The sequence below is a fragment of the Allokutzneria oryzae genome, assembly GCF_042429765.1.
GTDB lineage: Bacteria > Actinomycetota > Actinomycetes > Mycobacteriales > Pseudonocardiaceae > Allokutzneria > Allokutzneria oryzae.
On sequence record NZ_JBHLZU010000005.1, the window covers coordinates 21,189 to 45,383 of the forward strand.

General features: G+C 71.0%; 20 protein-coding genes. 16 read left to right on the top strand and 4 right to left on the bottom strand.

Annotated elements, in window-relative coordinates; genetic code table 11:
- Positions 1–181 precede the first annotated feature (181 nt).
- The 15 genes from ACFFQA_RS05455 (at position 182) to ACFFQA_RS05525 (ending at position 19,140) form a co-directional block, all read left to right on the top strand.
- Positions 182–2,914 (top strand): S8 family serine peptidase, encoded by a 2,733-nt coding sequence (locus ACFFQA_RS05455; protein WP_377850795.1) that lies wholly within the window; start codon positions 182–184, stop codon positions 2,912–2,914.
- A gap of 85 nt (positions 2,915–2,999) precedes the next feature.
- Complete coding sequence (locus ACFFQA_RS05460; RefSeq protein ID WP_377850516.1) at positions 3,000–3,584, top strand: hypothetical protein; 585 nt, start codon at positions 3,000–3,002, stop codon at positions 3,582–3,584.
- Between the two features lie 7 nt (positions 3,585–3,591).
- The gene (locus tag ACFFQA_RS05465) at positions 3,592–4,266 is read left to right on the top strand and encodes an acVLRF1 family peptidyl-tRNA hydrolase (protein WP_377850517.1); all 675 of its coding nucleotides are present in this window, start codon (positions 3,592–3,594) and stop codon (positions 4,264–4,266) included.
- A 322-nt stretch (positions 4,267–4,588) separates the two neighbouring features.
- Positions 4,589–5,728, top strand: coding sequence for a 3-dehydroquinate synthase (gene aroB / locus ACFFQA_RS05470; protein ID WP_377850518.1), 1,140 nt, complete (start codon positions 4,589–4,591; stop codon positions 5,726–5,728).
- Between the two features lie 46 nt (positions 5,729–5,774).
- Positions 5,775–7,586 (top strand): radical SAM protein, encoded by a 1,812-nt coding sequence (locus tag ACFFQA_RS05475; protein ID WP_377850519.1) that lies wholly within the window; start codon positions 5,775–5,777, stop codon positions 7,584–7,586.
- Positions 7,583–8,872: an aspartate aminotransferase family protein gene (locus ACFFQA_RS05480; RefSeq protein ID WP_377850520.1), complete on the top strand. Its 1,290-nt coding sequence runs from the start codon at positions 7,583–7,585 to the stop codon at positions 8,870–8,872. The genes ACFFQA_RS05475 and ACFFQA_RS05480 overlap by 4 nt, the downstream gene beginning before the upstream one ends.
- The gene (locus tag ACFFQA_RS05485; RefSeq protein WP_377850521.1) at positions 8,869–9,888 is read left to right on the top strand and encodes an ABC transporter ATP-binding protein; all 1,020 of its coding nucleotides are present in this window, start codon (positions 8,869–8,871) and stop codon (positions 9,886–9,888) included. The genes ACFFQA_RS05480 and ACFFQA_RS05485 overlap by 4 nt, the downstream gene beginning before the upstream one ends.
- On the top strand, positions 9,885–10,697 hold the full coding sequence (locus ACFFQA_RS05490) for an ABC transporter permease (RefSeq protein ID WP_377850522.1): 813 nt from the start codon (positions 9,885–9,887) through the stop codon (positions 10,695–10,697). Before ACFFQA_RS05485 ends, ACFFQA_RS05490 begins: the two co-directional genes overlap by 4 nt.
- Positions 10,694–11,491 (top strand): ABC transporter permease, encoded by a 798-nt coding sequence (locus ACFFQA_RS05495; protein WP_377850523.1) that lies wholly within the window; start codon positions 10,694–10,696, stop codon positions 11,489–11,491. Before ACFFQA_RS05490 ends, ACFFQA_RS05495 begins: the two co-directional genes overlap by 4 nt.
- Positions 11,488–12,759, top strand: coding sequence for a phosphotransferase (locus ACFFQA_RS05500; RefSeq protein ID WP_377850524.1), 1,272 nt, complete (start codon positions 11,488–11,490; stop codon positions 12,757–12,759). Before ACFFQA_RS05495 ends, ACFFQA_RS05500 begins: the two co-directional genes overlap by 4 nt.
- Positions 12,756–14,852: a glycosyltransferase gene (locus ACFFQA_RS05505; protein WP_377850526.1), complete on the top strand. Its 2,097-nt coding sequence runs from the start codon at positions 12,756–12,758 to the stop codon at positions 14,850–14,852. The genes ACFFQA_RS05500 and ACFFQA_RS05505 overlap by 4 nt, the downstream gene beginning before the upstream one ends.
- Positions 14,845–15,741, top strand: coding sequence for a carbohydrate kinase family protein (locus ACFFQA_RS05510; RefSeq protein ID WP_377850527.1), 897 nt, complete (start codon positions 14,845–14,847; stop codon positions 15,739–15,741). The genes ACFFQA_RS05505 and ACFFQA_RS05510 overlap by 8 nt, the downstream gene beginning before the upstream one ends.
- Before the next feature lie 26 nt (positions 15,742–15,767).
- Positions 15,768–17,249, top strand: coding sequence for a GMC family oxidoreductase (locus ACFFQA_RS05515; RefSeq protein WP_377850528.1), 1,482 nt, complete (start codon positions 15,768–15,770; stop codon positions 17,247–17,249).
- A complete protein-coding gene (locus tag ACFFQA_RS05520) occupies positions 17,246–18,100 on the top strand; it encodes a TIGR03619 family F420-dependent LLM class oxidoreductase (RefSeq protein WP_377850529.1) in 855 nt (284 codons plus the stop codon). Before ACFFQA_RS05515 ends, ACFFQA_RS05520 begins: the two co-directional genes overlap by 4 nt.
- A 140-nt stretch (positions 18,101–18,240) precedes the next feature.
- On the top strand, positions 18,241–19,140 hold the full coding sequence (locus tag ACFFQA_RS05525) for a carbohydrate kinase family protein (RefSeq protein WP_377850531.1): 900 nt from the start codon (positions 18,241–18,243) through the stop codon (positions 19,138–19,140).
- Here the strand turns inward: ACFFQA_RS05525 and ACFFQA_RS05530 are convergent, their stop codons facing one another.
- The 4 genes from ACFFQA_RS05530 to ACFFQA_RS05545 form a co-directional block, all read right to left on the bottom strand.
- Complete coding sequence (locus ACFFQA_RS05530) at positions 19,141–19,536, bottom strand: peptidase inhibitor family I36 protein (protein WP_377850532.1); 396 nt, start codon at positions 19,534–19,536, stop codon at positions 19,141–19,143.
- Between the two features lie 263 nt (positions 19,537–19,799).
- Positions 19,800–20,888 (bottom strand): sugar phosphate nucleotidyltransferase, encoded by a 1,089-nt coding sequence (locus ACFFQA_RS05535; protein WP_377850534.1) that lies wholly within the window; start codon positions 20,886–20,888, stop codon positions 19,800–19,802.
- Entirely contained in the window at positions 20,885–21,847 is a 963-nt protein-coding gene (locus ACFFQA_RS05540; protein ID WP_377850535.1) for a sugar phosphate isomerase/epimerase family protein, read from the bottom strand. The genes ACFFQA_RS05535 and ACFFQA_RS05540 overlap by 4 nt, the downstream gene beginning before the upstream one ends.
- Positions 21,847–22,923 (bottom strand): BadF/BadG/BcrA/BcrD ATPase family protein, encoded by a 1,077-nt coding sequence (locus tag ACFFQA_RS05545; protein WP_377850536.1) that lies wholly within the window; start codon positions 22,921–22,923, stop codon positions 21,847–21,849. Before ACFFQA_RS05545 ends, ACFFQA_RS05540 begins: the two co-directional genes overlap by 1 nt.
- 97 nt (positions 22,924–23,020) lie before the next feature.
- Between ACFFQA_RS05545 and ACFFQA_RS05550 the strand changes: the two genes are divergently transcribed.
- Entirely contained in the window at positions 23,021–24,175 is a 1,155-nt protein-coding gene (locus ACFFQA_RS05550; protein WP_377850537.1) for an MFS transporter, read from the top strand.
- Positions 24,176–24,195: the final 20 nt, after the last annotated feature.

Below are 24,195 nucleotides of genomic sequence, written 5' to 3' on the forward strand. Positions count from 1 at the left end.
AAAGGCCGCTGACCTGGGGTTGCCCGGTGCTTACTTTTAGCCCTCGGCCGGATGACCGGCCCGTTCGTTTCGCGTGAGTCGGGGCACGCACTGACACGGGGGAGGGCCCGTGGCACGAGCTTTACGACTGTCACGAACTATCGGGGTCGTGACGGCCGGTGCGACCGCGCTTGTGGTGGCGATGGGTGTCGTCAGCCCCGCTCAGGCACAGGGCAAGGTCGATCCCACGTCCCTTTCGGACACCAGTGCCCGGCAGATCGCCGAGCTGCAACGGATCAAGGGGTCGCTGTCCAAGGCGGAGTCCAAGGTGGACAGTCGCCTGGTGGTGGAGAACCGCATCCGCCGCGGCGCGTTCACCGCGAACCTGCCGCACCTGAACACCGGTGTGGCGGTGAGCGACGCGGACACCGTGCTGGTGGACATCCGCGCCGACAAGGTGACCGACCTGCTGACCGGCGCCATCCGCAAGGCGGGCGGCGCGATCCGGCACAGCTCGCCCGCGACGCGGACCGTGCGCGCGGAGCTGCCGCTCGGCGCCGTCAACGGCATCGCCGCGCGCGAGGACGTCCTGCGGGTGGACACGGCCAGCGAGGCGATGACCTCGCGGGCCACCGCGCCCGGCCAGCTGACCACGTCCGCCACCAAGGGAGAGTCCAAGGAGGCCAGGGCCAGCCGGCTCGCCGCGCAGGCCACGACCGCGATCAGGCAGCGTTCCGCCGCGCTGACCTCCGAGGGGGACCGCGTCCACGCTGCGGACACCGCGCGGTCGCAGTTCCGGATCAGCGGTCTCGGCGTGAAGCTGTGCGCGCTCTCCGACGGCGTCGACTCGCTCACCTCGCTCCAGGCGACCGGCGAGCTGCCGGAGGTCGACGTGATCGCCGGGCAGGAGGGCAGCGGTGACGAGGGCACGGCGATGCTGGAGATCCTGCACGACCTCGCCCCCGGTGCCGCGCTCGGCTTCGCCACCGCGTTCAACGGTGACGCCAGCTTCGCCGACAACATCCGCGCGCTGCGCTTCGAGAAGAAGTGCGACGTGATCGTGGACGACGTCCTCTACTTCAACGAGTCGCCGTTCCAGGACGGCATGATCGCCCAGGCCGTCAACGACGTCACCAAGAACGGCGGGCTGTTCTTCTCCTCCGCTGGCAACGAGGGCAACGTCGCCGACGGCAGCGCGGGCCACTGGGAGGGCCAGTTCGTCGACTCGGGCAAGGGCGTCGGCCGGTTCGTCGGCTCCGCGCACGACTTCGACCCGAGCCCGGCGGGGACCCAGATCGTGAACCCGCTGTCGGCCAACTCCCGCAGCATCCCCGTGCTGCTGTGGTGGAACGACCCGCTGGCCCACTCCACCAACGACTACGACCTGTACCTGCTGGACGACGCGGGCAACGTGGTGGGCTTCAGCCAGAACGTGCAGACCGGTCAGGCCGACCCCTACGAGCGGGTCAACCCGACCACCGGCGGGCTCAACGTGGCCGTGGTGAAGTACCGGGGCGACGACAAGTACCTGGCGCTGTCCGCGCTGCGCGGCCGGTTCCGCGACTCGGGCAACCTCAAGGGCTACAACACCCCCGGCGTGACCCGGGGCCACTCCGCGGCCAAGGACGCCTTCAGCGTGGCGGCCACCCCGGCAGCGGCCGCGTGGAGCGGGACCCTGGAGCCGGGCGACCCGGCCAACCCGGCGGGCCCGTACCCGAACACCTTCAGCACCTCGGCGAAGCTGGAGCGCTTCAGCTCCGACGGTCCGCGCCGGGTGTTCTTCAACGCCGACGGCACCCCGGTCGCCTCGCCCGCGGGTGAGGTGCGCCAGAAGCCGGACATCACCGCCGCCGACGGCGTCGCCACCAAGACGCCCGGATTCAACCCGTTCTTCGGCACCTCGGCCGCCGCTCCGCACGCCGCGGCCATCGCGGGTCTCGTGCTCTCCGGCAACCCCGGCATCAGCACCGCCGACGTGCGCGAGGCGCTGACCAAGACGGCGCTGGACATCGGCGCCCCCGGCGTGGACAACCGCTCGGGCGCGGGTGTGGTGATGGCGGACCGGCTGCTGGCCTACACCGGCGCGAGCCCGCAGCCGCTGGCCAAGGCGGAGGCGCCGACCGTGGTGCCCAGCACCGGCAGCCCGTACCTCAAGCCGGGCAACACCGCCGAGGTGAAGCTGCCCGTGCACAACGGCGGCGACGGCACCGCGGCCTCGGTCAGCGTCGTGCTGACCAGTCCCACCCCCGGCGTGACCGTGGGCCCGCGCTCCAAGAGCTACGGCACGATCGAGCCCGGCCAGACCGCGCTGAGCTCCTTCACCATGACCGTGCCAGCCAGCCACCCGGTCGGCGTCCCGGTCACCCTGGAGGCCAAGGTCAGCTTCGCCGGCGCGTTGTCGCCGACCACGCAGAGGTTCTCGATCCCGGTGGGGCAGCCCTCCGAGGAGACCAAGACCTTCAGCTACACCGGCGCCCCGGTGGCGATCCCGGACGGCAGCTCCGAGGGCGCCAGCGTGCAGCTGCCGGTCACCGGGGTCGGCCTGCCGTCGAAGCTCGCCTTCTCGGTGGACGGCACCGCCTGCTCGGCCACCGAGGGCTCGACGACGGTGGGCATCGACCACACCTACGTCGGTGACCTGGTGGGCACGCTGACCTCACCCGGTGGGGTGACAGCGACGCTGTTCCAGCGCAACGGCGGCAACGGCAACAACCTGTGCCAGGTGGTCTTCGACGACAACGCGGCCCAGCCGTTCTCATCGGTGTCGCAGGCCCAGGCGCCGTTCACCGGCACCTGGCGGCCGACCACCCCGCTGGCCGCGCTGACCAAGGCCTCGGCCGACGGGACCTGGACGTTCAAGGTGGTCGACGCGGTCGCGTCGGACAAGGGCTCCATCCGCGCGGTGTCGTTGAAGCTCAACGGCTACGTGAGCTAGCGGAGGTTCCCGGAGCACCGGAATGCCCGGCCCGTTTCGGCGGGCCGGGCATTTTCGGTCATCGCGGTGGTCCTACTCTCTTGCCGTGACCACCGTGCGGGACGAACTCGCGACCCAGTCGGGCCCGGCCGAGGTGTTCGGCGAGGTCGCGACCGCCGTGCTCGGTCCAGGCAGGCACCGCACCGCCGACCTGCTCGACCTGCTCGACGGTCGCGTCCAGCACCCGGTCGACGTGGTGCGCACCGGTGACGACCTGCTGCCGAGGCTGGCCCACGAGAACGCGCTGACCGGCGCGCTGTCGTTGGTGTGCCGCTCGCTGGCCCCCGGTGGCCTGCTGATCGCCGCCGTTCCCGAGCTGGACCGGCTCGGCCCGCTGCGGCCGACCGCGCCGCCGCCGCGGGTCACCGGCCAGGGCCCGGACCGCCAGGTGACCGTGCAGCTGTGGGACTGGGCCGACGACGGCTCCAGCTACGGGCTGGAGGTGGTGCAGCTCGTGCGCGGGCGCGACGGCTGGGAGGTCGCCAGCTCCGTCTCCACCCGGCACCAGGTGCTCGGCGCGGAGGACATCGAGCGCGCGCTCGCCGAGTCCGGGTTCGTCGCGGTGCAGCGGCTGGCCCCCAAGGACACCGGTCACCCACTGCCGTTGTGGGTCGCCGCGGCGCCACGGTGACTCCGGCGTGGTGAGGTCGCGGGAGGTCGCGGGCGGCGGCAGGGCGGTGGAGATCGCGCCGGAGCGCCTCGCCGGGTGGTACGAGCGCTTCGCGGGGCGGCACGGCGGGGTGGCGGTCTCCGAGCTCAGCGCGGACCGGGTGGTCGTCACGGCCGTCGACGGAGCGCGGGCCGAGGTCACGGTCGGCTTCGGCGGGCTCGCGCTGACCGGACCCGTGCGGCGCGACGGGCTGGCCGTCGAGGAACTGCTGGAGCACGCCTCGCGCCCGCGCCGGATCGCGCTGGCGCTGGTGCGCCTCGGCGGGCACAGCGTCGGTGTCGCGGAGAACGGCAAGGTCGTCTCCTCCAGCACCGACCGCCGTCAGGTGCACGGCCGCAACAAAGCGGGCGGTTGGTCGCAGCAGCGGTTCGCCCGGCGGCGCGAGGGGCAGGCGCGTCAGTCGCTCGCCGACGCGGCCGACACCGTGGCGCGGGTGCTGCTGCCGGAGCTGGACTCGGTGGACGCCGTCGTGCTCGGCGGCGACCGGCAGGCGCTGGAAACGCTGCGCGAGGACCGGCGGCTGCGCAGGCTGTTCGAGCTGGCCGAGCCACGGGTGCTGCCGGTCGCCGAGCCGCGCAGGCACGTCCTCGACGAGGCGGCCGAGGCGGCGCGGGCCGTGGAGATCGTTCTGTTCGACCCGTAGCGACACCGGAGAACTGCTTTGAGATCTCTGGAGGCTTTCCTGAACCCCGGTGCGTCCGGACAGTTGTCAACTGTCCATCAAAAGAGTTAGCTCGCGCTACGCACAGTTGCACCACACGGTGTGGGCCAGGTGGACCAGTGCCGTGACTACGGCATTGGTATGCACCCGCCGGTGGAAAGTTCAATCATTGTACGGAGGCCCGCTCGCGTCCGGCAGTCCCGGCACCACAAGAAAGCGGAAGCGGTTCCTTTGGGTCACCCGAGGCCAGTGGCTAGAACTGAGGGGAGCGACGGGACTGCGGCGATAGACGGGTGGGGAAGCAATGGGTTCGTACGTCCGTGTGTCCGAAAGGCTGCCACTGCCACACGACCCGGACGAGGCGGTTGTCGGCTCCGCCGACCGGCACGACCAGTACCCGGTGCACGTGTGCCGTTCCGAGGACGACGCCGTCACCAGGCTGGTCGCGGAGATCGGCGGCAGACGGGTCGCGCTGGTCACCGACGACACCGTTGCCGAGCTGCACGCGCGGCGGCTGGCCGACCGGCTGACCGGCACCGGGCTGGACGTCGTCATGACCTCCTTCCCCGCCGGTGAGGCCAACAAGAGCGTCGCGACGGCGACCGCGCTGCTGGACTGGCTGGCCGGGACCGAGCTGGCGCGGCGGGACGTCGTCGTGGCGGTCGGCGGCGGCGTGGTGATCGACACCGTCGGCTGGGTGGCCAGCGCCTACATGCGCGGCGTGCCCTACATCAACGTGCCGACCACGCTGCTCGCGGACGTCGACGCCGCGCTCGGCGGCAAGGTCGCCGTGGACCACCCCACGGCCAAGAACCTGATCGGCGCCTTCTACCAGCCCAAGGCGGTCGTGTCGAACGTCGGCTACCTCGCGACGCTGGACCGGCGCCAGATGCGCGCCGGGCTCGCCGAGGCGATCAAGAAGGGCGTCATCTCCTCCCCGGAGCTGTTCGAGCTGATCGAGCTCAAGCACAGCGACATCCTCGCCGCCGACCCCGACACCTCGGCTCGGCTGGTCCACGGGGCGAGCGCCATCAAGTGCGAGCTGATCGCCAAGGACCCCTACGAGGAGGACCTGCGGCGGCCGCTGAACTTCGGCCACACCATCGGGCACGCCGTGGAGACCGTCACCGGCTACGGCCCGGTGCTGCACGGCGAGGCGGTGTCCTTCGGCATGGCCTGCGCCGCACGCATCGCGCAACGGCGCGGCCTGCTCGCCCCGGCCGCACTCGACCGGATCACCGGGCTGCTGACGACGGTCGGGCTGCCGACAACGCTGGCGGAGCTGCCCGCGCCGCTGGACGCCGGCGCGACCGTGGCCGCGCTCGGCCAGATCCGCAAGATCCGGGACGGGCTGATCCGGTTCGTGCTGCCGGTGCAGCTGGGCGAGACGGTGATCGCCGACGACGTCACCGACGCCGAGATCCGGGCCGCGCTGACCGCCTGAGGCACGTGTCCGCACTGACCCCGTCTTCGGCTTCTGGAGGAGCTCGGTGGCGACCGCCCCAACCCGGTTCCGGCACGGCAGGCTCTACATCACCTTCCGGTGCAACGCGCGCTGCGGGTACTGCAACGTCTGGCAGGACCCGGTCTTCGACGGCCACCAGGAGCTGACCGCGGACGGCCTGCGCCGCTGCCTCGACGAGCTCGCGGAGCTCGGGGTGTCCTATGTGGACATCACTGGCGGCGAGCCCGCGCTGCACAAGGAGATGGTCGCCGCGGTCACCCACGCCCATTCGCTGGGCATGGCGGTGGACGTGACGACCAACGCGATCCGCTTCCCGCGGCAGGCGCGGGAGATCGTGCCGCTGGTGAGCACGATGAACATCTCGCTGGACACGCTCAACGCCCAGCGCTACCACGACATCCGGGGCACCGACACCCTGGACCGGACCGTGGAGCTGGTGGGCGCGCTGCGCTCCGACGGCGCGCGCAACCTCAAGCTGATCTGCGTGGTGTCCGGGCAGAACGTGGACGAGCTGGACGACGTGGTGAGCTTCGCCCAGCGGCACGAGGTCCCGGTCTACCTCTCGCCGATGTTCAGCTACTTCTCCACCCAGAGCGAGGTCCGCCCAGCCGGGTCGATCAAGCAGCTGAAGCTGGCCGCGGTCAACGGCCGCAACGCCGCTTCCGCCGCGCCCGCGCAGACCTCGGTACCGTCGTCGGTGCTCATCGAGCGGGTCGCGGAGAGGCGCTACGACCCCGCAACCGTGGTGAGCCTCGCGTTCCTGCACCACCTGCGCACCATGGACCCGGCGACGGTGACCGCGTGCGGGGCGAACTCGCGCATCCTCACCATCGGGCCGTCGGGGCAGGTGATGCTGCCGTGCTACCACGAATGGGACGGCTCGATCGCCTGGGACCGGCCCTATCGGGAGATCGTCGCCGACCCGGAGCTGATCCGGGTCCGCGACTCCGAGGTCGGTTCCCGGCCGGGGTGCCGCACCTGCGCGGTGTTCCCGTACCTCGGCCTGCCGATGAGCTACCGGTTCACCACCTCGTTCCTGGTGCAGGCGTTCTCCGAGGAGCTGGTCAAGCTCAAGCGCCGGGTCGGGGCGCTCGGGGAGGACCACCGGCGGCGGTTGCTGGAGCGCAGCGCGGCGCTGCTGGCGGAGGTGGAGACGCACTCCGCGTCGATGAGGGCGGGCGAGCACCTGGACGAGCTCTACCACTTCGAGGCGGCGAACGGCTTGGTGCGCACGGACTTCGGCGTGATCGCGGTGGAGGAGCTGCTGGCCGACCACTCGCACGACGACTGCTGGCGCGTGCACCGCAGCCCGCACCGCCTGGTCCGGTTGCTGTACGCGGAGATCCTGCCCGCGTTGGGGGACTCTCCTCTGGTGGCCGAGGCACTGGACGTGCAGCTGGACTGCTGGGACATCCTGTTCCTCGGTGGTGCCGAGTCGGCCGACCGACTGGCGTCGTGGTGCTCTCGCGTGTTCGAGGTGCTGGGCGGGAACCGGGCCGTCGGCCTGCTGGCGCTGTTCTCCTCGTTGCCGGTGTCGAGCATCCCCTCGGTGGCAGGGCATCCCGAGGAGCTGCTCGCCAGGAAGCTGCTGTCCCCGGACCGCCGCGCCGAGGCCGCAGCGCTGTTCTCACCGCTTGTGCCGTCCACAGTGGACCTTTCGGAGGCTGTGCCGACGCCGGAGGAGGCGCGCTCCGGCGACCGCGTCCCCCGTTTCGTCGCGGCTCTTCGTGAGCTGGACACCACGGGTCTTCGTCATGCCGTTCGCCGTTGGAAACTCGCCCACGACCCCGATGTCGATGTGGAGAGGCACCTTCTCGAACTGGAACTCACCGAGTGAGCGCGCAGGGGGAGCGGCACCTCGCGGGGGAGCGGGAGTTCGTCGCGCTCGGGGCCAGCCAGGAGGCAGGGCTCGGGCGCCGCGTGTTCGCGTACGGGAGGGGCTGCACGCTGGTCGACGTCGACGGCCGCGAGTACGTGGACCTCGCCGCTGGGACCATGACGCAGTCGCTGGGGCACAGCCATCCCGAGGTCGGGCAGGCGGTCACCGAGCAGGTCGGCCGGCTCGTCAACGTGCACGACAACCCGACCCCGGCGCGGCTCGAAGCGGCGACGGCGCTCGCCCGGCTGATGCCGGAACACCTTGGTGCGATGGGGTTCTTCACCACTGGCACCGAGGTCGTCGAGGCCGCGCTCCGGATCGCGCACGCCACCGCCGAGCCGGGCAGGACCAGGATCGCCGCGCTGCGCAGGGGATTCCACGGCAAGACCCGAGGAGCCCGCTCGGCGGTGCAGTGGGACATCGGAACCGAACCACCGGGGCCGACGCTGTTGGGCTATCCCGCGTACTGCTACCGCTGTCCGTTCGAACTGACCTATCCGTCCTGCGACATGCTGTGCGCGCGGTTGACGGTGAAGCAGGCCATCGCCCGGTCCGATGTCGCGGCGCTGCTCGCCGAGCCGATCCAGGGCGCGGCCGGGGTGATCGTCCCGCCTCGTGAGTACTGGGACGTGGTCGGCGAGGCGTGCGCCGAGCACGGCGTGTTGCTGATCGCCGACGAGGTCCTCACCGGTGGTGGCCGGACCGGTGAGTTCCTCGCGTCGCAGCACTACGGGCTCGCTCCCGACCTGGTCACGCTCGCGAAGGGCTTGGGTTCTGGGCATCCCGTCGCTGTGCTCGCCGGCCGACCCGATCTGCTCACCGACGAGACGTGGGGCTCGGTCGGTGGCTACAGCAGCACCTTCGGTGGTGGCCCGGTCGGCCTCGCCGCCGCGGCGGCCACGTTGACCGTGCTGCACCGCGACGACCTCGTCGCCAAGGTGCGCGAGCTGGGTCCGTTGCTGGCCGACGAACTGTCCACTGTGGCCGAACACCCGCTGGTCGGTGAGGTCAGGGGCCTGGGGCTGCTGCACGCGGTCGAGCTGGTCGGTCCTGGCAGGGCACCGAACCCCGGTGCGGTGGACCGGGTGTTCCAACGCGCGCTGGACCTGGGGGTGCGCGTCATGCCCGGGGGCTCGGTGCTGCGCATCGCCCCGCCGTTTCTCATCGAGCCCGACGAGCTGGTGGACGCGGTGCGCCGTCTCGGCCGCGCGATCGACCAGGTGCACCGGGAGGACGCCTCATGATCGAGGCACACGAACTGACCAAGGTCTTCAAGGTCCGCAAGATGCGCCCCGGACTGTGGGGCGCGGTGCGCGGGCTCGTCTCCGCCGACGTGGAGGAGGTGCGCGCGCTCGACGGGGTCAGCTTCTCCGTTCCCGCTGGAGAACGCACCGCGTATCTCGGCGTGAACGGCGCGGGGAAGTCCACGACCATCAAGGCCCTCGCGGGAGTGCTCACACCGACCTCGGGCCACTGCCGCGTCGCCGGGCGTGACCCGCGCGCCGACCGCTACGCGCACTCGCGCACGATCGGCGTGGTTTTCGGGCACAGGACACAACTGTGGTGGGACCTGCCCGTCGAGGAGTCCTTCCGCATCCTCGCCCGGCTGCACGACATGTCCAAAGAGGACGCCGTACTCAACCGCAAGCTCTTCGACGAGGTTCTCGACCTCGGCGAGATCGCCCATCGTCCTGTTCGGACACTCAGCCTCGGCCAGCGGATGCGCGCCGAGGTCGCCGCGGCGCTGCTGCACAACCCGCGCGTGCTGTTGCTGGACGAGCCCACCATCGGGCTCGACCTGCTGCTGAAGGAGGCGGTGCACGAGCTGGTCAACCGCGTCGTCGCCGATCGGGGCACCACGGTCCTGCTGACCAGCCACGACGTCGCGGACATCACCGCGATCTGCGAGCGGGTCGTCGTGGTGGACTCCGGCCGCGACGTCTACACCGGGAGCCTGGACGACCTGCTGCGTCAGGCGCCCACACGCACCGTGCGGCTGGACTACTCCGGGGACATCGAGCCCGAGGTGCTCGCTTCCCATGTGCGTCAGGACATCGGGCGCGTTGAGGTCGGGGTGGCCGGGCGGCGGCGGATCAAGGTCGAAGGGCCGCCGGAACTCGCCACTCCGCAACGAGTCCTCGCGGCGGTCTCCGGTCTCGTCGCAGTCACCGACCTCGTCGCACCGGAGCCCACGCTCGGTGAAGTGCTGCGTTCGCTCTACGTGCGGACCGCTGAGCCCGCTCGTGGCAGTACGCGGTGACGGCCGACCTTCGCCTCCAGGCCCGTGGCTACGGCGCGGTTCTCGGTGCGGGATGGCGAACCGCTCTGGCGTATCGGGGTGCGCTGCTGCTGACCGCGTTGACCACGGCGTTGTCGCTGGCGGTCCAGCTTTCGGTGTGGAACGCGGTCTACGACGGGCGTTCCGGCATCCAGGGCTACGACGTCACCACGATGACCACGTACCTGCTGGCCGGGAACCTGTTGGCGGTGCTGCTGTCCAACCAGATCGACGACACGCTCTCCGGTGACATCTACCGGGGTGACCACGTCGTCGGACTGCTGCGGCCGATCAGTTTCCTCGGTTCGCACGCCGCAGTGGCGTTGCCCTACCTCGCGGTGCGGCTGGTCCTGGTCGTGGTGCCGCTGCTGGCTTTCGCGCTGGTCTTCGTTCCGCTCGCGACGCCGACTGCTGTCGGGTTCGCGTGGTTCCTGGTGTCGGCGCTGCTGGCCACCGCGCTCGGCATCCTGCTGAACCTGTTGGTGGGGCTCGCGGGTTTCATCACCACGAGCACGTGGGGCCTTCGCTACCTCAAGGGAACTGTCGTCGCGTTCGCCTCCGGGCAGCTCGTGCCGCTGGAGCTCATGCCGTCCGCCGTGCGCGGAGTGCTGGAGTGGCTTCCGTTCGCGGCCATGGTGAACACACCGGTCCGCCTTCTGCTCGGGCGGATCGACGGACTCGCTGCGCTCAATGCCGTTGGTGTGCAACTGTTGTGGGTGGGCCTGGGGATGCTGGTGTGCGTGCTCGCCTGGCGCGGTGCGCTGAGACGGGGCGAGGTGAGCGGGGGATGAGGGCGCTGCGCCGCTACTTCTCGCTGTCGCTGCTGCTCACCGGGGTCGGACTGCGCCGAATCCTGGCCTACCGGTCGGACTTCTTCATCGGCATCGGCGCGTTCGCCTTGCGGGTGGTCATGCACGCGTTGCTGCTCGGCGTGATCTACCAGCACGTCTCCGACATCGCCGGCTGGACCTTCGACGAGGCGTTGCTGCTGCTGGGGGTCGCGATGCTGGTGCGCGGGCTCGACCACGCTTTCACCGACCAGCTCTGGGAGCTGGGCCGCAAGCTCGTGCAGCGCGGCGAGCTGGTGCGCTACCTGGTCCGTCCGGTGCACCCGCTGTTCAGCCTGCTGTCGGAACGTTTCTGCTATCCCGAAGGGCTCGGCGAGGTGATCGCCGGACTCGCGGTGATCTTCTACGCTGGCGGTGGACTGGACCTGAGCCCCGAATTCGGAACTCTGGTGCTGTTCGGACTGCTGCTCCTGGTGGGAGCGTCGGTGTTCGCGGCGGTCAAGCTCCTCCTTGCCGCGCTGGCGTTCTGGACGACCACGAGCCTGCAGGTGATGACGGCGGTCTACGAGGTCGCCGACACCGCCCGCTATCCGGTTGACGTTTTCCCTGTGCCGATCAGAGTGGTGCTGACCAGCGTGATTCCCTTCGCCTTCACCGGGTTCGTGCCCGCCGACTACCTGCTGCACGGCGGTGGGGTGCTGACCTGGCTCGCGCCGGTCGTCGCCGGGGTCCTGACCGGGCTGGCGTTGCTGACCTGGTCGCGTGGCGTCCGGCGGTTCGAGGCGGTGGGACCGTGAGCCTCGCCGAGGTGTTGCGGCGGGCGTCGTGGTTCTCCCGGACCACGCTCGACCCGGACAGCGCGCGGGTGCTGGACGAGCTCGACGTCGGTGGGACGCCGCTGCGCTGGGCCGAGGTCAAGGGTGCCCAGCGGAGCGCGGTTCTCGTGTTGGGGGACAACGACACCGCGTTGCTCGAAGCGATGCTCACCCTGACAACCCGCGAGTCCTGGCGGACGAGGTCCGGTGGGCTGGTGCGCTGGCGCGGCCCGGTGTGGTCGGAGCCGGCGCTGGACGAGGTCCTCCAGACCACCGCGACCAACGCCGTTGCCAGGGTCGGCGGCGATTTCGTCCTCAAGGTCTACCGCGTGCTCGGCGACGACCGTGGCGAACCCGCCCTGCTGTCCGCGATGGATGACTGTGCTCTGTTGCCGAAACCTCTGGGATACCTGGACTACGAGAACGCCGATGGCCTGCCGGGTGGCTGCCTGGCGTTGATCACGCATGCTGTTGTGGGAACCCCGCTCGACCAGCCGCTGCGCAATGCGCTGCGGTCCGGTTGGGCAGGACGGCCGAGCTACCCGACTGACCTGCTCCGTGCCGTGGGCGAAGCGCTCTCCGCACTGCACGTGCGGCTCGCCGACGGTGCGGATGCCAAGGCCATGCCGTTGACCGAACGGTTGTCCGAGCTGATGTCGTCGCTGGCGCACGTCCGCCGGACGCTGCCGCGCTCCGCCGAGCACCGTCATGACCTCCTCGACCGGTGCGGTGTCCTGGTGCGGGAGCTTGTCTTCGAGTCCGACTACCCGGCGGGGCCGAGACACGGCGATCTCCACCTGGCGCATGTGCTGATCGATGACGAGCAGCAGGTGCGGTTCGTCGATCCGGACGGGCAAACCGTGCAGGCGAGCAGCCCGCTCGACGACTTCGCGGCCCTGTGCCGAGCGGTGGAGTGCTTCGCCGCCGACGAGGAGGTCGCACGCACCACCCGTGAGCTGGAGCTCGACAAGCACCAGTACACCCGTGAGCTCAGGGAGGCCGCGCTCGACCCGAACTCGCTTGGGCGGCGGCGCGCTCCAGGGGCGCGGTGGGCGAGCGAGATCACCCGAACGCTGACGGCGGGAGTCGATCGCGAGGCGTTGGCCGTGCCGTACCTGCTGCGCACGTTGCACGAGCTGCGGTATCACGGCGAGCGCGCGGGAGACCCGGCCGCGGAGTACTACGCCGACCTGACGTGGATTTCCCTTGCCGAGTTCGTCGTTGGTCTGGAAGGGGCTGTTCCGGCGTGAATGCCGAGGAATCCCTGGTGGAGCCGAGCATCAGTGCTGTCGAGTGCCATTACGAGTTCGGTGGGTTCGACCACCGCCTCGTCAAGGGCGGCATCTCCGTCTACCTGTGGAACCTGAGCCAGGCGCTGTCCGCACGCGGTGTCGCCGTCAGCGGCCTGACCGCGGCGCACGGCGCACTTCCCTTGCTGCGCGCGGACTACGACGTCACCGATCTGGACTATGTGGACGACCTGACCGTCGATGTGCCACTCGACCCGCTGGTGTGGAAGGACTTCGGCGAGTCCGCGAAGATCGCGGTCAAGGTGACCGCGCATCGCATCAGCCTGCCTGGTGTCGACCTTGTGGTGCTCGCGGGCGGGCTGCTCGACGCGTACCCGGACACGTTCTACCCGCCCTACGAGTCCAAGGGCCGCGACCTGTCGTTCCTCAAGCCGCTGGTCTTCCAGATCGCCGCGACCCGTTATCTCGTGCGCACAATGCGGCCCCGCACCGTTGTGCACCTGCACGAGCCGTACTACCACTACCTGATGCCGCAACCGCTTCGCGCGGCCGGCGCGGAAGTCGTGTGCACCGTGCAGAGCAACATGCCGGTGAACAAGAAGGTCTACGGCCGCGAAGTCCGGGAGCTGCTGAGCTTCCTCGGCGGAGACGCCACCGTGGCCACCGGGTTGGACGATCCGCCGCTGGACGGCGTGGTCGAGCGTGAGATGCGCGCATACCTGCCGAGCACGCACCTGTACAACGAGTATCCCGAGCGGCCGGGACACGACTACGTCAGCGGGCTGGCGCTGGTTGCGAGGACGGCGTCGGCGCTGGACTTCCTTTCTTCGGGGCAGCTCGAACACGTCGTGACCCAGGGCGACACTCCGGCAGAGTCGTTGTTCCAGCGCCTGGCCGTCCGCCGTGAGCTGCGCGCCGCGGCGGACAGGCTCGTGGTCGGCGGCTGCGCGGTCGGAAGCGCATGGCGCGCCGCTGACAGATCCACTGTGGACAGAGCAGAAGTGCTGCGGCGCAGGGGTTTGAAGCCCGAACTGCCGACGGTCTACCACAATGCCCGGTACGCCGTCCACCACAAGGGACAGCGTGAGCTGGCCAGGGCATTGCACGAGCTGCTGGACGAGGGCCTGCGGTTCAACGCGGTGCTGCACTGCCTCTCACCGTCCCCTATGGACGACCCCGAGCTGAACCCCCTCGCCGAGGCGTATCCCGGAGAGGTGTGGCTGGAGACCGGCCCGCTGCCCGAGTCCGAGCTGATCGACCTGGCGTGCGCCGCCGACCTGTGCCTGTTCCCGTCGAAGTTCGAGATGGACACGTTCCTGCTCGCGATGGGCGAGGCGATGGCCTGCGGCGCGGTCCCGGTCGCCACCGCGCAGCGCGGGATGGAGCACTTCGAGCACGTGTCCGGCACGACCGGGGCCGCGGTGCCGAGGTCGTTCCGCGCGGAGGACCGGGAGCTGGTCGACGAGATCAAGGCACAGGTCCGCAGACTGCTCGCCGCGCCCCCGGAGGAGCTGGAGCGCTTGCGCGCCAATGCGATCCGCGTGGCGCGGTCGTTCACCTGGGAGAAGGTCGCCGCCGACTTCCACCAGATCTTCGCCGCGACACTGCGCGGCGGGCTGAAGGCCGACCCGAAGGCCCTGCTGCGCCGGGGATGGGGCGACCTGGTGGACGACAGGACACTCGCGCTGCACGCCGTCGAGGCCCGTGACCAGGCGCTGCGCACCGGCGATGGCGACCTCGCCGCGAGGTTGGGGATCGTGGACGACCGGGCGCTGTTCGAGGCGGCGCGGGAGCGGGGCGACGTCGCGACCTGCGCGAGGTTCCCGGACCACGCAAGTGAACTGGCTTCACGTGGCGCGGTCGTCGAGGAAGCGGGAAGGTGGCGGGTGACCTACCGCTTCGGGCCGGTCCGCACGGTGGACGTGGTCCAGGGCGGCCGGGCGTGGCCGCTCTACCCGACGGGCGACGGCGGGTTCGGCGGCACGGTGCCCGCGTCGGCCGAGCCCCAGGTGGTGCTGCTGGTCACGCTGGCGGGCGGCCGGGTGGTCTGGGACGGACTGAACGTGGTGCTGGAGAAGGAGAACAATGGCTGAGCTGGACGTCCTCGTGATCGGCGGGGTCGGGGTCGACACCATCGTGCGGGTGCCGGAGCTGCCGCTGCCGATGCGCGACTCGATCATGGTGCCGCCGATCGAGCAGTACCTGGCGCACACCGGCAACGGCGTGGCGCTCGGCTGCCACCACCTCGGGCTGCGCACCCATTTCGCCGACGTCATCGGCACGGACCCCGAGGGCGAGAAGGTGCTCGCGACCTACGCGGAGACCGGCCTGTCCTTCGGCTACCGCACCCATCCCAGCGGCACCCGCCGCAGCGTGAACCTGGTGGACAAGCAGGGCAACCGGCTCTCGCTCTACGACAGCAGGCACCCCTTCGAGATGACCGTCGACCCGGAGCTCTACCGACCGTGGATCGGCCGAACCCGGCACGTGCACGTCTCGATCATGAACTGGGCCCGGCACGCGCTCGCGGACGCGGTCGCCGCCGGGGTCCCGACCTCGACCGACCTGCACGACTGGGACGGGAAGAACGACTACCACCAGGACTTCGCCTACGGAGCGGACCTGGTCTTCGTCTCCACCTCCGCGCTCGGCGACCGCGTCGAGGAGGTCACCGAGGACATCCTCGCCAAGGGACGCGCCAGCGCGGTGATCGCGATGGCGGGCGGCGAGGGGAGCTACCTCCGCCTGCCGGGCCGGCCGCTCCGGCACGTGCCGCCGACGCCGCTCGCCCCCGAGGAGGTCGTGGACACCAACGGCGCGGGGGACAGCTACGTCGCGGGCTTCCTCTACGCCCACCTGGCCGGAAAGGACTGGGACACCAGCACTCGCGCGGGTTCGCTCGCGGGCGCGGAGGCCTGCCGCACGGCGGGCACCCACACGTCGTTCATCACCGCCGCCGCCCTGGACGCGGCGCTTTCCTGACACTGCCAAGCGAGGAGCGCACCAAGGTGACGTTGGATGTACTGATCGTCGGCGGTGGCGGCGCGGGCTGCGTGCTGGCCGCCAGGCTCAGTGAGGACGAACGAACCACCGTCGGCCTGCTCGAAGCCGGTCCGGACTACGGTCCCTTCGACCCGCGGCGCTGGCCCGCCGAACTGCTCAACGCCCGTTCCGCCGCACGCGGTCACGACTGGGACCTCGAAGCGCCGCCGTGCTGCGCGCGGGCCAGGGTGATCGGCGGCTCCTCCGCGCACAACGGATGCTGGGCGACCTTGGGCGCCCCGGCGGACTACGACGCGTGGAGCAAGTACTCCAACGGTGTCTGGGACTACCAGAAGCTCCGTCCACATCTGACAGACGCGATCGAGACGCTGCGCGTGCGTCCGGTCCCCGAGCAGGACCAGACCCGGTGGCACCACGCGGTCATCGACGCCGCGCGAGAGCTGGGCCTGCCGTTCCTGGACGACATCAACGACGAGTCGGCCCGTGAGGGCATCGGCTGGGTCCCGCTGAACGCGGTCGGCGCGACCCGCTGGCACACCGGCTTCGCCTACCTCGATCCCGCGCGGAACCGGCCGAACCTGCGCATCCTGTCGGACTCGTTGGCCGTCCGCCTGGTCATCGAGGGCGATCGCGCGACCGGTGTCGTGGCCGTCAGAGACGGTCAGGAGTACACGGTCACCGCGAAGCACGTGATCCTCGCGTGTGGCACCTACGGCACTCCGCCCTTGTTGATGCGCAGCGGAGTCGGTCCGGAGCACGTGCTCAAAGAGCTCGGTGCGCCGGTCGTGCTGCGACTGGACGGTGTGGGGGAGAACCTCGTCGACCACAGCTCCCTCGGCTTGATGCTCGACCCGCTGGACGCCCTGGTGGGGGAGATGCCCAACGCGGCGGAGTCCTACTTCGCCCAGACGGTCGTGAAAGCCCGCTCCAGTCAGGCCGACGACTCCTGGGACATCCACATCGTGCCGTCCGCCGGTCCCGCCGAGGACGCGCAGGGCTTCTACACCGGCCCGCTCTCCGCCGGGCTGTACGTGTTCGTGATGTCGCCGCGCTCCAGGGGAACCGTGCGCGCGGCCTCGCTCGACCCGGCGGCCTCACCCAAGATCGACCACGGGTTCTTCACCGACGCGCAGGGCTACGACCAGAAGGTGATCCTCGAAGGGATCGAGCTGGCGCACGATTTCGCCCGCACGGAGCGGCTTTCCGGGCTCACCGGCCTCACCCCGTGGTCGGCGGCGGAGCGCGAGCCGACCGCGGTCCTCGCCGCCGCCAGCGGGTACTGGCACCCGGTCGGCACCTGCGCCATGGGGCCCGCCGACGACCCGATGGCCGTCGCCGGAGCGGACGGCAAGGTGCACGGTCTGTCCAATGTGTACATCGGTGACGCTTCGCTGATGCCGGTGATCCCGCGCGCCAACACCCACCTGACCACGGTGGCGGTCGCGGACCGGCTCGCCGGGCTGCTACTGGAAGGAGCACTGCGATGAGGATCGGACTGCTCTCGCCGAGCATGCCGCCGTTCACCGCACCGGAGGCGGCGAAGACCCTGGCGACGCTCGCCGACGCGCACGGGGTCGACTCGCTGTGGGTCCCGGAGCACGTCGTGCTGCCGGAGAGCTACGCCACGCCCTACCCCTACTCCGACGACGGCCGGATGCCGGTGCCCGCCGACTGGCCCTACCCGGACCCGTTGGCGTGGTTGAGCTTCGTCGCCGGGGTGACCACCTCGGTCCGCCTGGTCACCGGCATGCTGGTGCTGCCGCAACGCAATCCGGTGGTGCTGGCCAAGGAGACCGCGACCATCGACCACCTTTCCGGAGGGCGGCTCGAACTGGGCCTCGGCCTGGGCTGGTTCCGCGAGGAGTTCGACGCGGTCGGGGTGAACTTCGCCGACCGGGCCAAGCGCTTCGAGGAGTACGTCGGGGTGCTGCGCGCGTTGTGGAGCGGCGAGGAGACCTTCCACGGCGCCTACCACGACTTCACCGGCGCCCGCTGCTACCCGAAGCCCGCCCGGCCGATCCCGCTCATCATGGGCGGGCACAGCGTGGCCGCGGCACGGCGCGCCGGTCGGCTCGCGGACGCCTTCTTCCCGGCGGTCGGCGACCCGGTTCCGCTGTTCGAGGAGTGCAAGGCGGCCGCGGAGGCGGCGGGCCGCGACCCCAGCGCGATCGACCTGGTCGCCGAGGCGTCGCCCGTCACCCCGGAACGGGTGGAGCAGTTGCGCGCGATCGGCGTAACGCGGGTCCTGGTCTATCCGCCGCAGGTCCCGCTGGACGAGCTACCGGACGCTTTCGAGGCCTTCGCCTCGGAGTTCCTCCGGCCGGCCTTCGAGCTCTAACGCGACACCTCATGGCCATTCGCGGGCTTATGGACCCATCTCAGCCCGCGAGCACGTCCATAAGCCCGCGAATGGCCGGAAGCCGGCCTGCTTGGCGGCCGTTCGGGGCATCTGTCCTGCCGTTCCGCCACGGCGGTGAGATGATCAAGAACATGGCGGAGCTGGACGTTGTCGTGGTCGGCGGGGTCGGCGTGGACACGATCGTGCGGGTGGGTGAGCTCCCGCTGCCGGTCGCGGACACCATCAAGGTCCCGCCGATCCGCCGCTACGTCGGGCACACCGGCAACGGCGTCGCGATGGGCTGCCACAGCCTCGGTCTGCGCACCCACTTCGCGGACGTGATCGGCGACGACCCGGACGGCGAGTTCGTGCTGGCGCACTACGCGCGAACGGGGCTGCCGTTCGACTACCGCACCCACCCGAGCGGCACCCGCTGCGCGGTGAACCTGGTTGACCCCGGCGGCCAGCGCACCTCGCTCTACGACGGCCGCCACCCCGACGGCATGGAGGTCGATGCGGAGCTGTACCGACCCTTGCTGCGCAAGGCAAAACACGCGCATCTGTCTATTGTGGACTGGGCTCGGCACGCGCTGCGCGACGCGGTGGAGCTCGGTCTCACCACCTCGACGGACCTGCACAACTGGGACGGTGTGAGCGAATACCGGAAGGACTTCGCCTACGGCTGCGACCTCGTCTTCCTGTCGGCGGGCAAACTCGGCGGCCGGATGGCTGAGGTCACCGGGGACATCCTGGACCGCGGCAGGGCGCGCGCGGTGATCGTGATGGCGGGCGGCCAGGGAAGTCACCTCTGCCTCCCCGGCCACCCGCCACGGCACGTGCCCCCGGTCGAGCTGCCCCCGGAGCGCGTGGTCGACACCAACGGCGCGGGGGACAGCTATGTGGCGGGCTTCCTCTACGCCTACCTGGCCGGTCGCGACTGGCACGCCTGCGCCCGCGCGGGCTCGCTGGCCGGCGCGCACGCGGTGTGCTCGCCAGGAACGCACACGTCGTTCATCACCGCGGCCGAGCTGGACAGCTGATCAGCAGCCGCTGAGCTTGTAGCTCTGGACGCCGTCGTTGGCGTGGTTGCCCTTGCTGTCCTTGAGGTTCTTCAGGTTGCTGATGCTCTTGCCCGGCGCGACGGTCCACTTGAAGGCGCTGGCCTTCGGGTCGTCGGCGCTGTACAAGGTGAGCGTGCACGAGGTGCGGTTCTTCAGCGAGCTGATCTCGTTGTCGCCGTTGAACCCGTCGATGTCGTAGGTGCCGTTCGCAGCCTTCTGCTTCACGTACCGCGAACCCGTGTAGCCGGAGTCCTCCCACATGCACACGTGCTTGTCGGGGCAGCTCGAAGCGGCATCAGCGGTCGGAGCCGTGAACAACGCGCCACCGACCGCGAGGGCGCCGGCAACACCGAGGGTGAAAACGGTTCTGGGCATGACTCGGTTGCTCTCCGTATCTCTCGAAGTGACTCCCTCGCAACCTAACACTCCCGGCGGAAACCGTGCCAAGGAATATCAACGCCGGATTCCGTTGCATACCAGGAGAATCGAGTATTAGCAGTCCTTTGTGGACCTTTTCGGTCACGCCCGTCCCGACCTGTGCTACCGCCGCAAGAAGACAACGCCGAGTAACTCATTCCTCACCGTCGCGTGCTCGATGAGGAGTTTCGCGCTTCGGAAACTTGTCGTGCAGCGTCGTGCTACGCCAGCGGGGAGAGGCCCTCGCGGTCGGAGCGCAGGTGCTCGTCGGCCAGCACGATGCTGTCGCGCACGGTCACGCCCGCCGGGACGACCGCGCCGGGCAGCACCACCGAGCGCAGCACCTTCGCGCCGGGTTCGACCACGCAGCCGGGGTGGAGCACGCTGGACTCCACCACCGCGCCGGGCGGAACCGCTTCCCCGACCAGACTGTCCACATCGGACATGTACTGGGGTGCGGACGGGGACAGCGTGCGCGGCAGCAGCGACGGGTCCATGGGATGCGGCCGTGCCAGCAGCTTCAGCTGCTCGGAGTGGTAGCGGTCCACCGTGCCGATGTCCGCCCAGTACCCCTCGACCGGGAACGCCGACACCGGTCTGCCCTGGCGGATCATCTCCGGGAGCACGTCGCGGCTGATGTCGTGCTGCCACCCGTCCTCGCCACGAGCGACGAGGCCCGCGAGCACCTCTTGCAGCGCGTCGATCCGGAACAGGCAGAACGCGGTGAAGATCAGGTCGGACGTCGGGTCGGCGGGCTTCTCCACCAGCGCGCGCACGCGCAGGTCGGAGTCCACGTCCACCATCCCGAAGAGCTTGACGTACTTGCGTTCGATGCGCTGCACGCCGATCGTGCAGTGCGCGCCGGAAGCCCGGTGCGCGGCGACCATCGGCGCGTAGTCGAACAGGTAGACGTGGTCGGCGTGCTGCACCAGGACGTCCGAGGCGCCAGGGGCGAACAGGTACTCCGCGTTGGACAGCAGCGCGTCGGCGGTGCCCCGCTCGGCGGGCCGCTCCGGCAGGAGGTCGAACTCCCGCGTCCGCACCCACTCGTCGTGCGGTCCGAAGTGGACCCTCGTCGGCGAGGAGTCCCAGTGCGTCAACAGGTGCCGGACCAGGTCGGCCTCGCGGTGCAGCGACAGCAGCACCACCTCCGGCAGCCCCGACCGCACGGAGTTGGCCATGCTGAAGTCCACCAGGCGGCACGAGGCCGCATACGGCACAAGGGGTTTGCACACCCTCGCGGTCAGCGGGCCCATCCGTTCACCGAGGCCGCCCGCGAGCAGACCGCCGCGCACACCGTCCAGGCTCACCAGGTCCTCCCCTGTGCGCTCGCCGAGGGCAGCAGCCGCCGCAGCACCGCGAGCGAGTTCGCCGCACCCTGCTCCGTCGGCAGCAGCGCGTCCTCGTGCTCCACGTAGATCACTCCCCGGTAGTCCTCGTCCAGCAGCGCCGCCACGATCTCCGACCACGGCAGCGAGCCGGATCCCAAGGCGCGGAACCGGATCTCCGGGCCGGGGCCGTAGCGCGACCAGCCGGCGCCGCGCGGGGCGAAGGGCTCCCGCCAGACCTGGAGGTCCTTCGCGTGCACCGCTGCCAGGTCCGCTCCCCAGCCGCGCACCGCGTTCACCGGGTCGTGGCCGACGGCGGCGAGGTTGGCCGGATCGACGCACAGGCCGACGCCCTCGGCCGCCGCGAGCAGGGCGCGGGCGCTCGCCGGGTCGTAGGCCACCTGCTTGGGATGCGGCTCGACCACGACGCGGACGCCCAGCTCGGAGGCGAGCTCCAGCGCCGGTTTCGCCGCGTCGCACCACGCCGCCACGTTGTCCGCCCAGCTGACGTCGCTGCCCCACCAGGACAGCCACCGCGCGAGGTCCGGCACGCCGAGCATCAGCCGCGCCAGCGGCGCCCCGATCCCGGCGGCGAGCCGGACCGTGCCCAGCGCCGCGCGCATCCCGTACTCGCGCTTGTCCTCCGCCGTCCCCGCGCACACCGGATCGGTGTGCGGTCCGTGCGGCCCCAGCACGAGCTGGGTGTCCCGGCTGTTGCTCACGCAGCCGACGCGGATGTGCGCCGCGCCCAGGCGGGCGCGCAGCTCCGCGTGGTGCGCCGGGTCGTCCAGCCGGTCGGGGTCCACGAGCCGGAAGGTGCTGTCGGTCGGCAGGTCGACCACGTCGACCCCGGCCTGTCCCGCCGCCCGCAACGCCCCGTCGAGCCCGGCGGGCGCGAACGCCGCAAGGCACAGGCCGAGCCGGATAGGTCCGTGCACCATCAGCCGTCCCCTCCCAGAGATCGTGTCCACGCCCACCGGCCGGTGAACCAGGGGGGCGGCGAGCTGCGCTGGTTCTCAACCCCGCGAGCGGGTCGTCGGCAGTGTTGCCGCAACGCGGCCAGCACCGTCGCCACCGGATCGGCCACCACCGTCGGCGGCAGCGCGCCGAGCTCGGTGGTGATCCGCGCGCTCAGCTCCGCGGCGAACTCCGGGCAGCCGTGGAACACCCCGCCGGACAGCGTCGCCGACCAGCTCCCGGTCAGGCCCGCGCGGTCCCGTGCCGCGCGCACCCCGTCGAGCATGTCCGCCAGCGCCCCGTCCACGACGGCGCCCGCCACCGCGTCCCCGTCCAGCCAACACCGGCAGACCACCGGGGACAACGCGGCGACGGCGGACTTGGGGAAGGCTCGCGCGGCCAGCGACCGCGCCAGGTCCTGCACCGAGCCGCCGCCGAGCTCGGCGAGCGCGGCGCTGAGCGCGGTCGGCGCGCCGCGGCCGTCCACACCCCGGACCCCTGCCCGCAGGCCGGAAAGGCCGATGGCGAAAGCACTTCCCTCGTCGCTGCCCAGGTACTCGCAGCCGCCGACCGAAACCGGCTCGCGTTCGCCGTCGCTGGCGATGAACCCGGAGCCGGTCCCGCAGACCACCGCCACACCCCTGCCGCTGAGCGGGGGAGCGGCCAGCAGCGGCACGACGTCCCTGGAGATCAGCAGCGTGCCGGTCAGCCCGGCCTCCCCCGCCAGCCTGGTCAGCCGGTCCAGCTCGTGGTCAGGGGCGTCCGCGTCCACCGTCGCGGTCGCCAGCCATCCGGTTGTCATCCGATCGCCGGACTCCGCAGCACTGACCCTGATCGCGGTGAACAGCTCGCGCAGGTCGTCGTCCGCGGCCCGCGCGCCCACCGACGCCGGGTTCACCGAGCCCCTCTTCCAGCGGGTTCCGTTCGCCAGCAAGGCGGTCGTACCGCTCCCGCCCGCGTCGATCGCCCAGTACGTCACCGTGGCACGCCCCCGCTGCTGACCCGTCTCGCCGATCTCCGCCATCATGATCGATCCCGCAGGCGGATCGTCGTCGGCCACGCTACCGGAGGAACGGGCGCGAGTCCGCCAACGATTGCGCGTTATCGTGGGCGTCGGCCTGGGTCACCGGGTGCGGATCGAGCGAGACGGAGTGTTTGTGCGGCAAGGGAACGGGGTCCTCGGACTCCTGGCGGTGGCCGCGAGCTGGGGTCTTTTCTGGGGCGGCTGGGCCGCGCTCATCCCGGAGATCAAGACGGACCTGGCGCTGACCGACCAGCAGCTCGGGCTGGCGCTGTTCGCCGTCCCGGTGGCCGCGGTGCCGTCGATGGTGCTGACCGGCCGGATCGCGCAGAAGCTCGCCCAGCACACCCTTCCGGTGGTCACCGGCGTCTTCGCGCTGGGCTGCCTGCTGGTCGGGTTGTCCGGCTCCGTCTTCACCTTCACCGCGTCGCTGCTGCTCGTCGGCGGGGCCAGCGGAGCCATCGAGGTCGCGCTCAACGCCACCATGGCCGCGCGGGAGGCCCGTGACGGCCAGCGGCTGTTCAACAAGGTCCACGCCGCGACACCGCTGGCCATGGTGGTCGCCGCGCCGTGCGTGGGACTGGCGCGGGAGTTCGGCGCCTCCGCGTTCGCGGTCCTCGTGGTCATCACCGCGCTGGTGGCGCTGAGCGCGGTCATGGCGGTTGACCCGAACGGCTGGAAAGACAGCGCCGAGCCCGCCGAGACCGGAGCGAGCCCCCGGCAGCTCTACGCGCCCTTGCTGCTGGTCGGGGCCGTCGCCGCGACCGTGCTGCTGATGGAGAACGCCGTCGAGCAGTGGGGCGCCATCCACCTGGAGCAGGAGCTCGCGGCGGGGCCGCTGCTGGCCAGCTTCGGGCCCGCGGCGTACATGGCGGGGCTGTCCGCGGGACGGCTGCTGGCGCAGTGGCAGGGCGCGCGGGTCGGCGACCGGGCTTTGGTGCTGCTCGGCGGGGTGCTCGGCCTGATCGGGCTCCTGGTCGGCGCGGCCGCGTGGAGCCCCGCGACGACGCTGGCCGGCTTCGCGGTGGCGGGCATCGGCCTGGCCCCGGTGGTGCCGACGCTGATGGGCGCGGTGGGCCGCGCCGTTGGCCACGACCAGCGGTCGAAGGCGATCTCGCTGGTGACGACCGTGGGCTACGCGGGCTTCCTGTCCAGCCCGCCGCTGGTGGGCACCCTCTCCGGCTGGCTCGGCCTGCCGACGGTGCTGGCGGTCGTCGCCCTGTTCGGGGTGGTCGTGATGGCGGGGGCAGCGACGCTGCGCCTCCTCCCCGCGCCCGCGCGCGCCGCATGAGGCCACTCGCACTCGGGCCG

What these genes read in the sequence shown, in the direction of transcription:
- ACFFQA_RS05455 (WP_377850795.1), top strand. Translation starts at nt 182, where the DNA reads ATGGGTGTCGTCAGCCCCGCTCAGGCACAGGGCAAGGTCGATCCCACG.
- aroB (WP_377850518.1), top strand. Translation starts at nt 4,589, where the DNA reads ATGGGTTCGTACGTCCGTGTGTCCGAAAGGCTGCCACTGCCACACGAC.
- ACFFQA_RS05485 (WP_377850521.1), top strand. Translation starts at nt 8,869, where the DNA reads ATGATCGAGGCACACGAACTGACCAAGGTCTTCAAGGTCCGCAAGATG.
- ACFFQA_RS05495 (WP_377850523.1), top strand. Translation starts at nt 10,694, where the DNA reads ATGAGGGCGCTGCGCCGCTACTTCTCGCTGTCGCTGCTGCTCACCGGG.
- ACFFQA_RS05510 (WP_377850527.1), top strand. Translation starts at nt 14,845, where the DNA reads ATGGCTGAGCTGGACGTCCTCGTGATCGGCGGGGTCGGGGTCGACACC.
- ACFFQA_RS05520 (WP_377850529.1), top strand. Translation starts at nt 17,246, where the DNA reads ATGAGGATCGGACTGCTCTCGCCGAGCATGCCGCCGTTCACCGCACCG.
- ACFFQA_RS05525 (WP_377850531.1), top strand. Translation starts at nt 18,241, where the DNA reads ATGATCAAGAACATGGCGGAGCTGGACGTTGTCGTGGTCGGCGGGGTC.
- ACFFQA_RS05530 (WP_377850532.1), bottom strand. Translation starts at nt 19,536, where the DNA reads ATGCCCAGAACCGTTTTCACCCTCGGTGTTGCCGGCGCCCTCGCGGTC.
- ACFFQA_RS05540 (WP_377850535.1), bottom strand. Translation starts at nt 21,847, where the DNA reads ATGGTGCACGGACCTATCCGGCTCGGCCTGTGCCTTGCGGCGTTCGCG.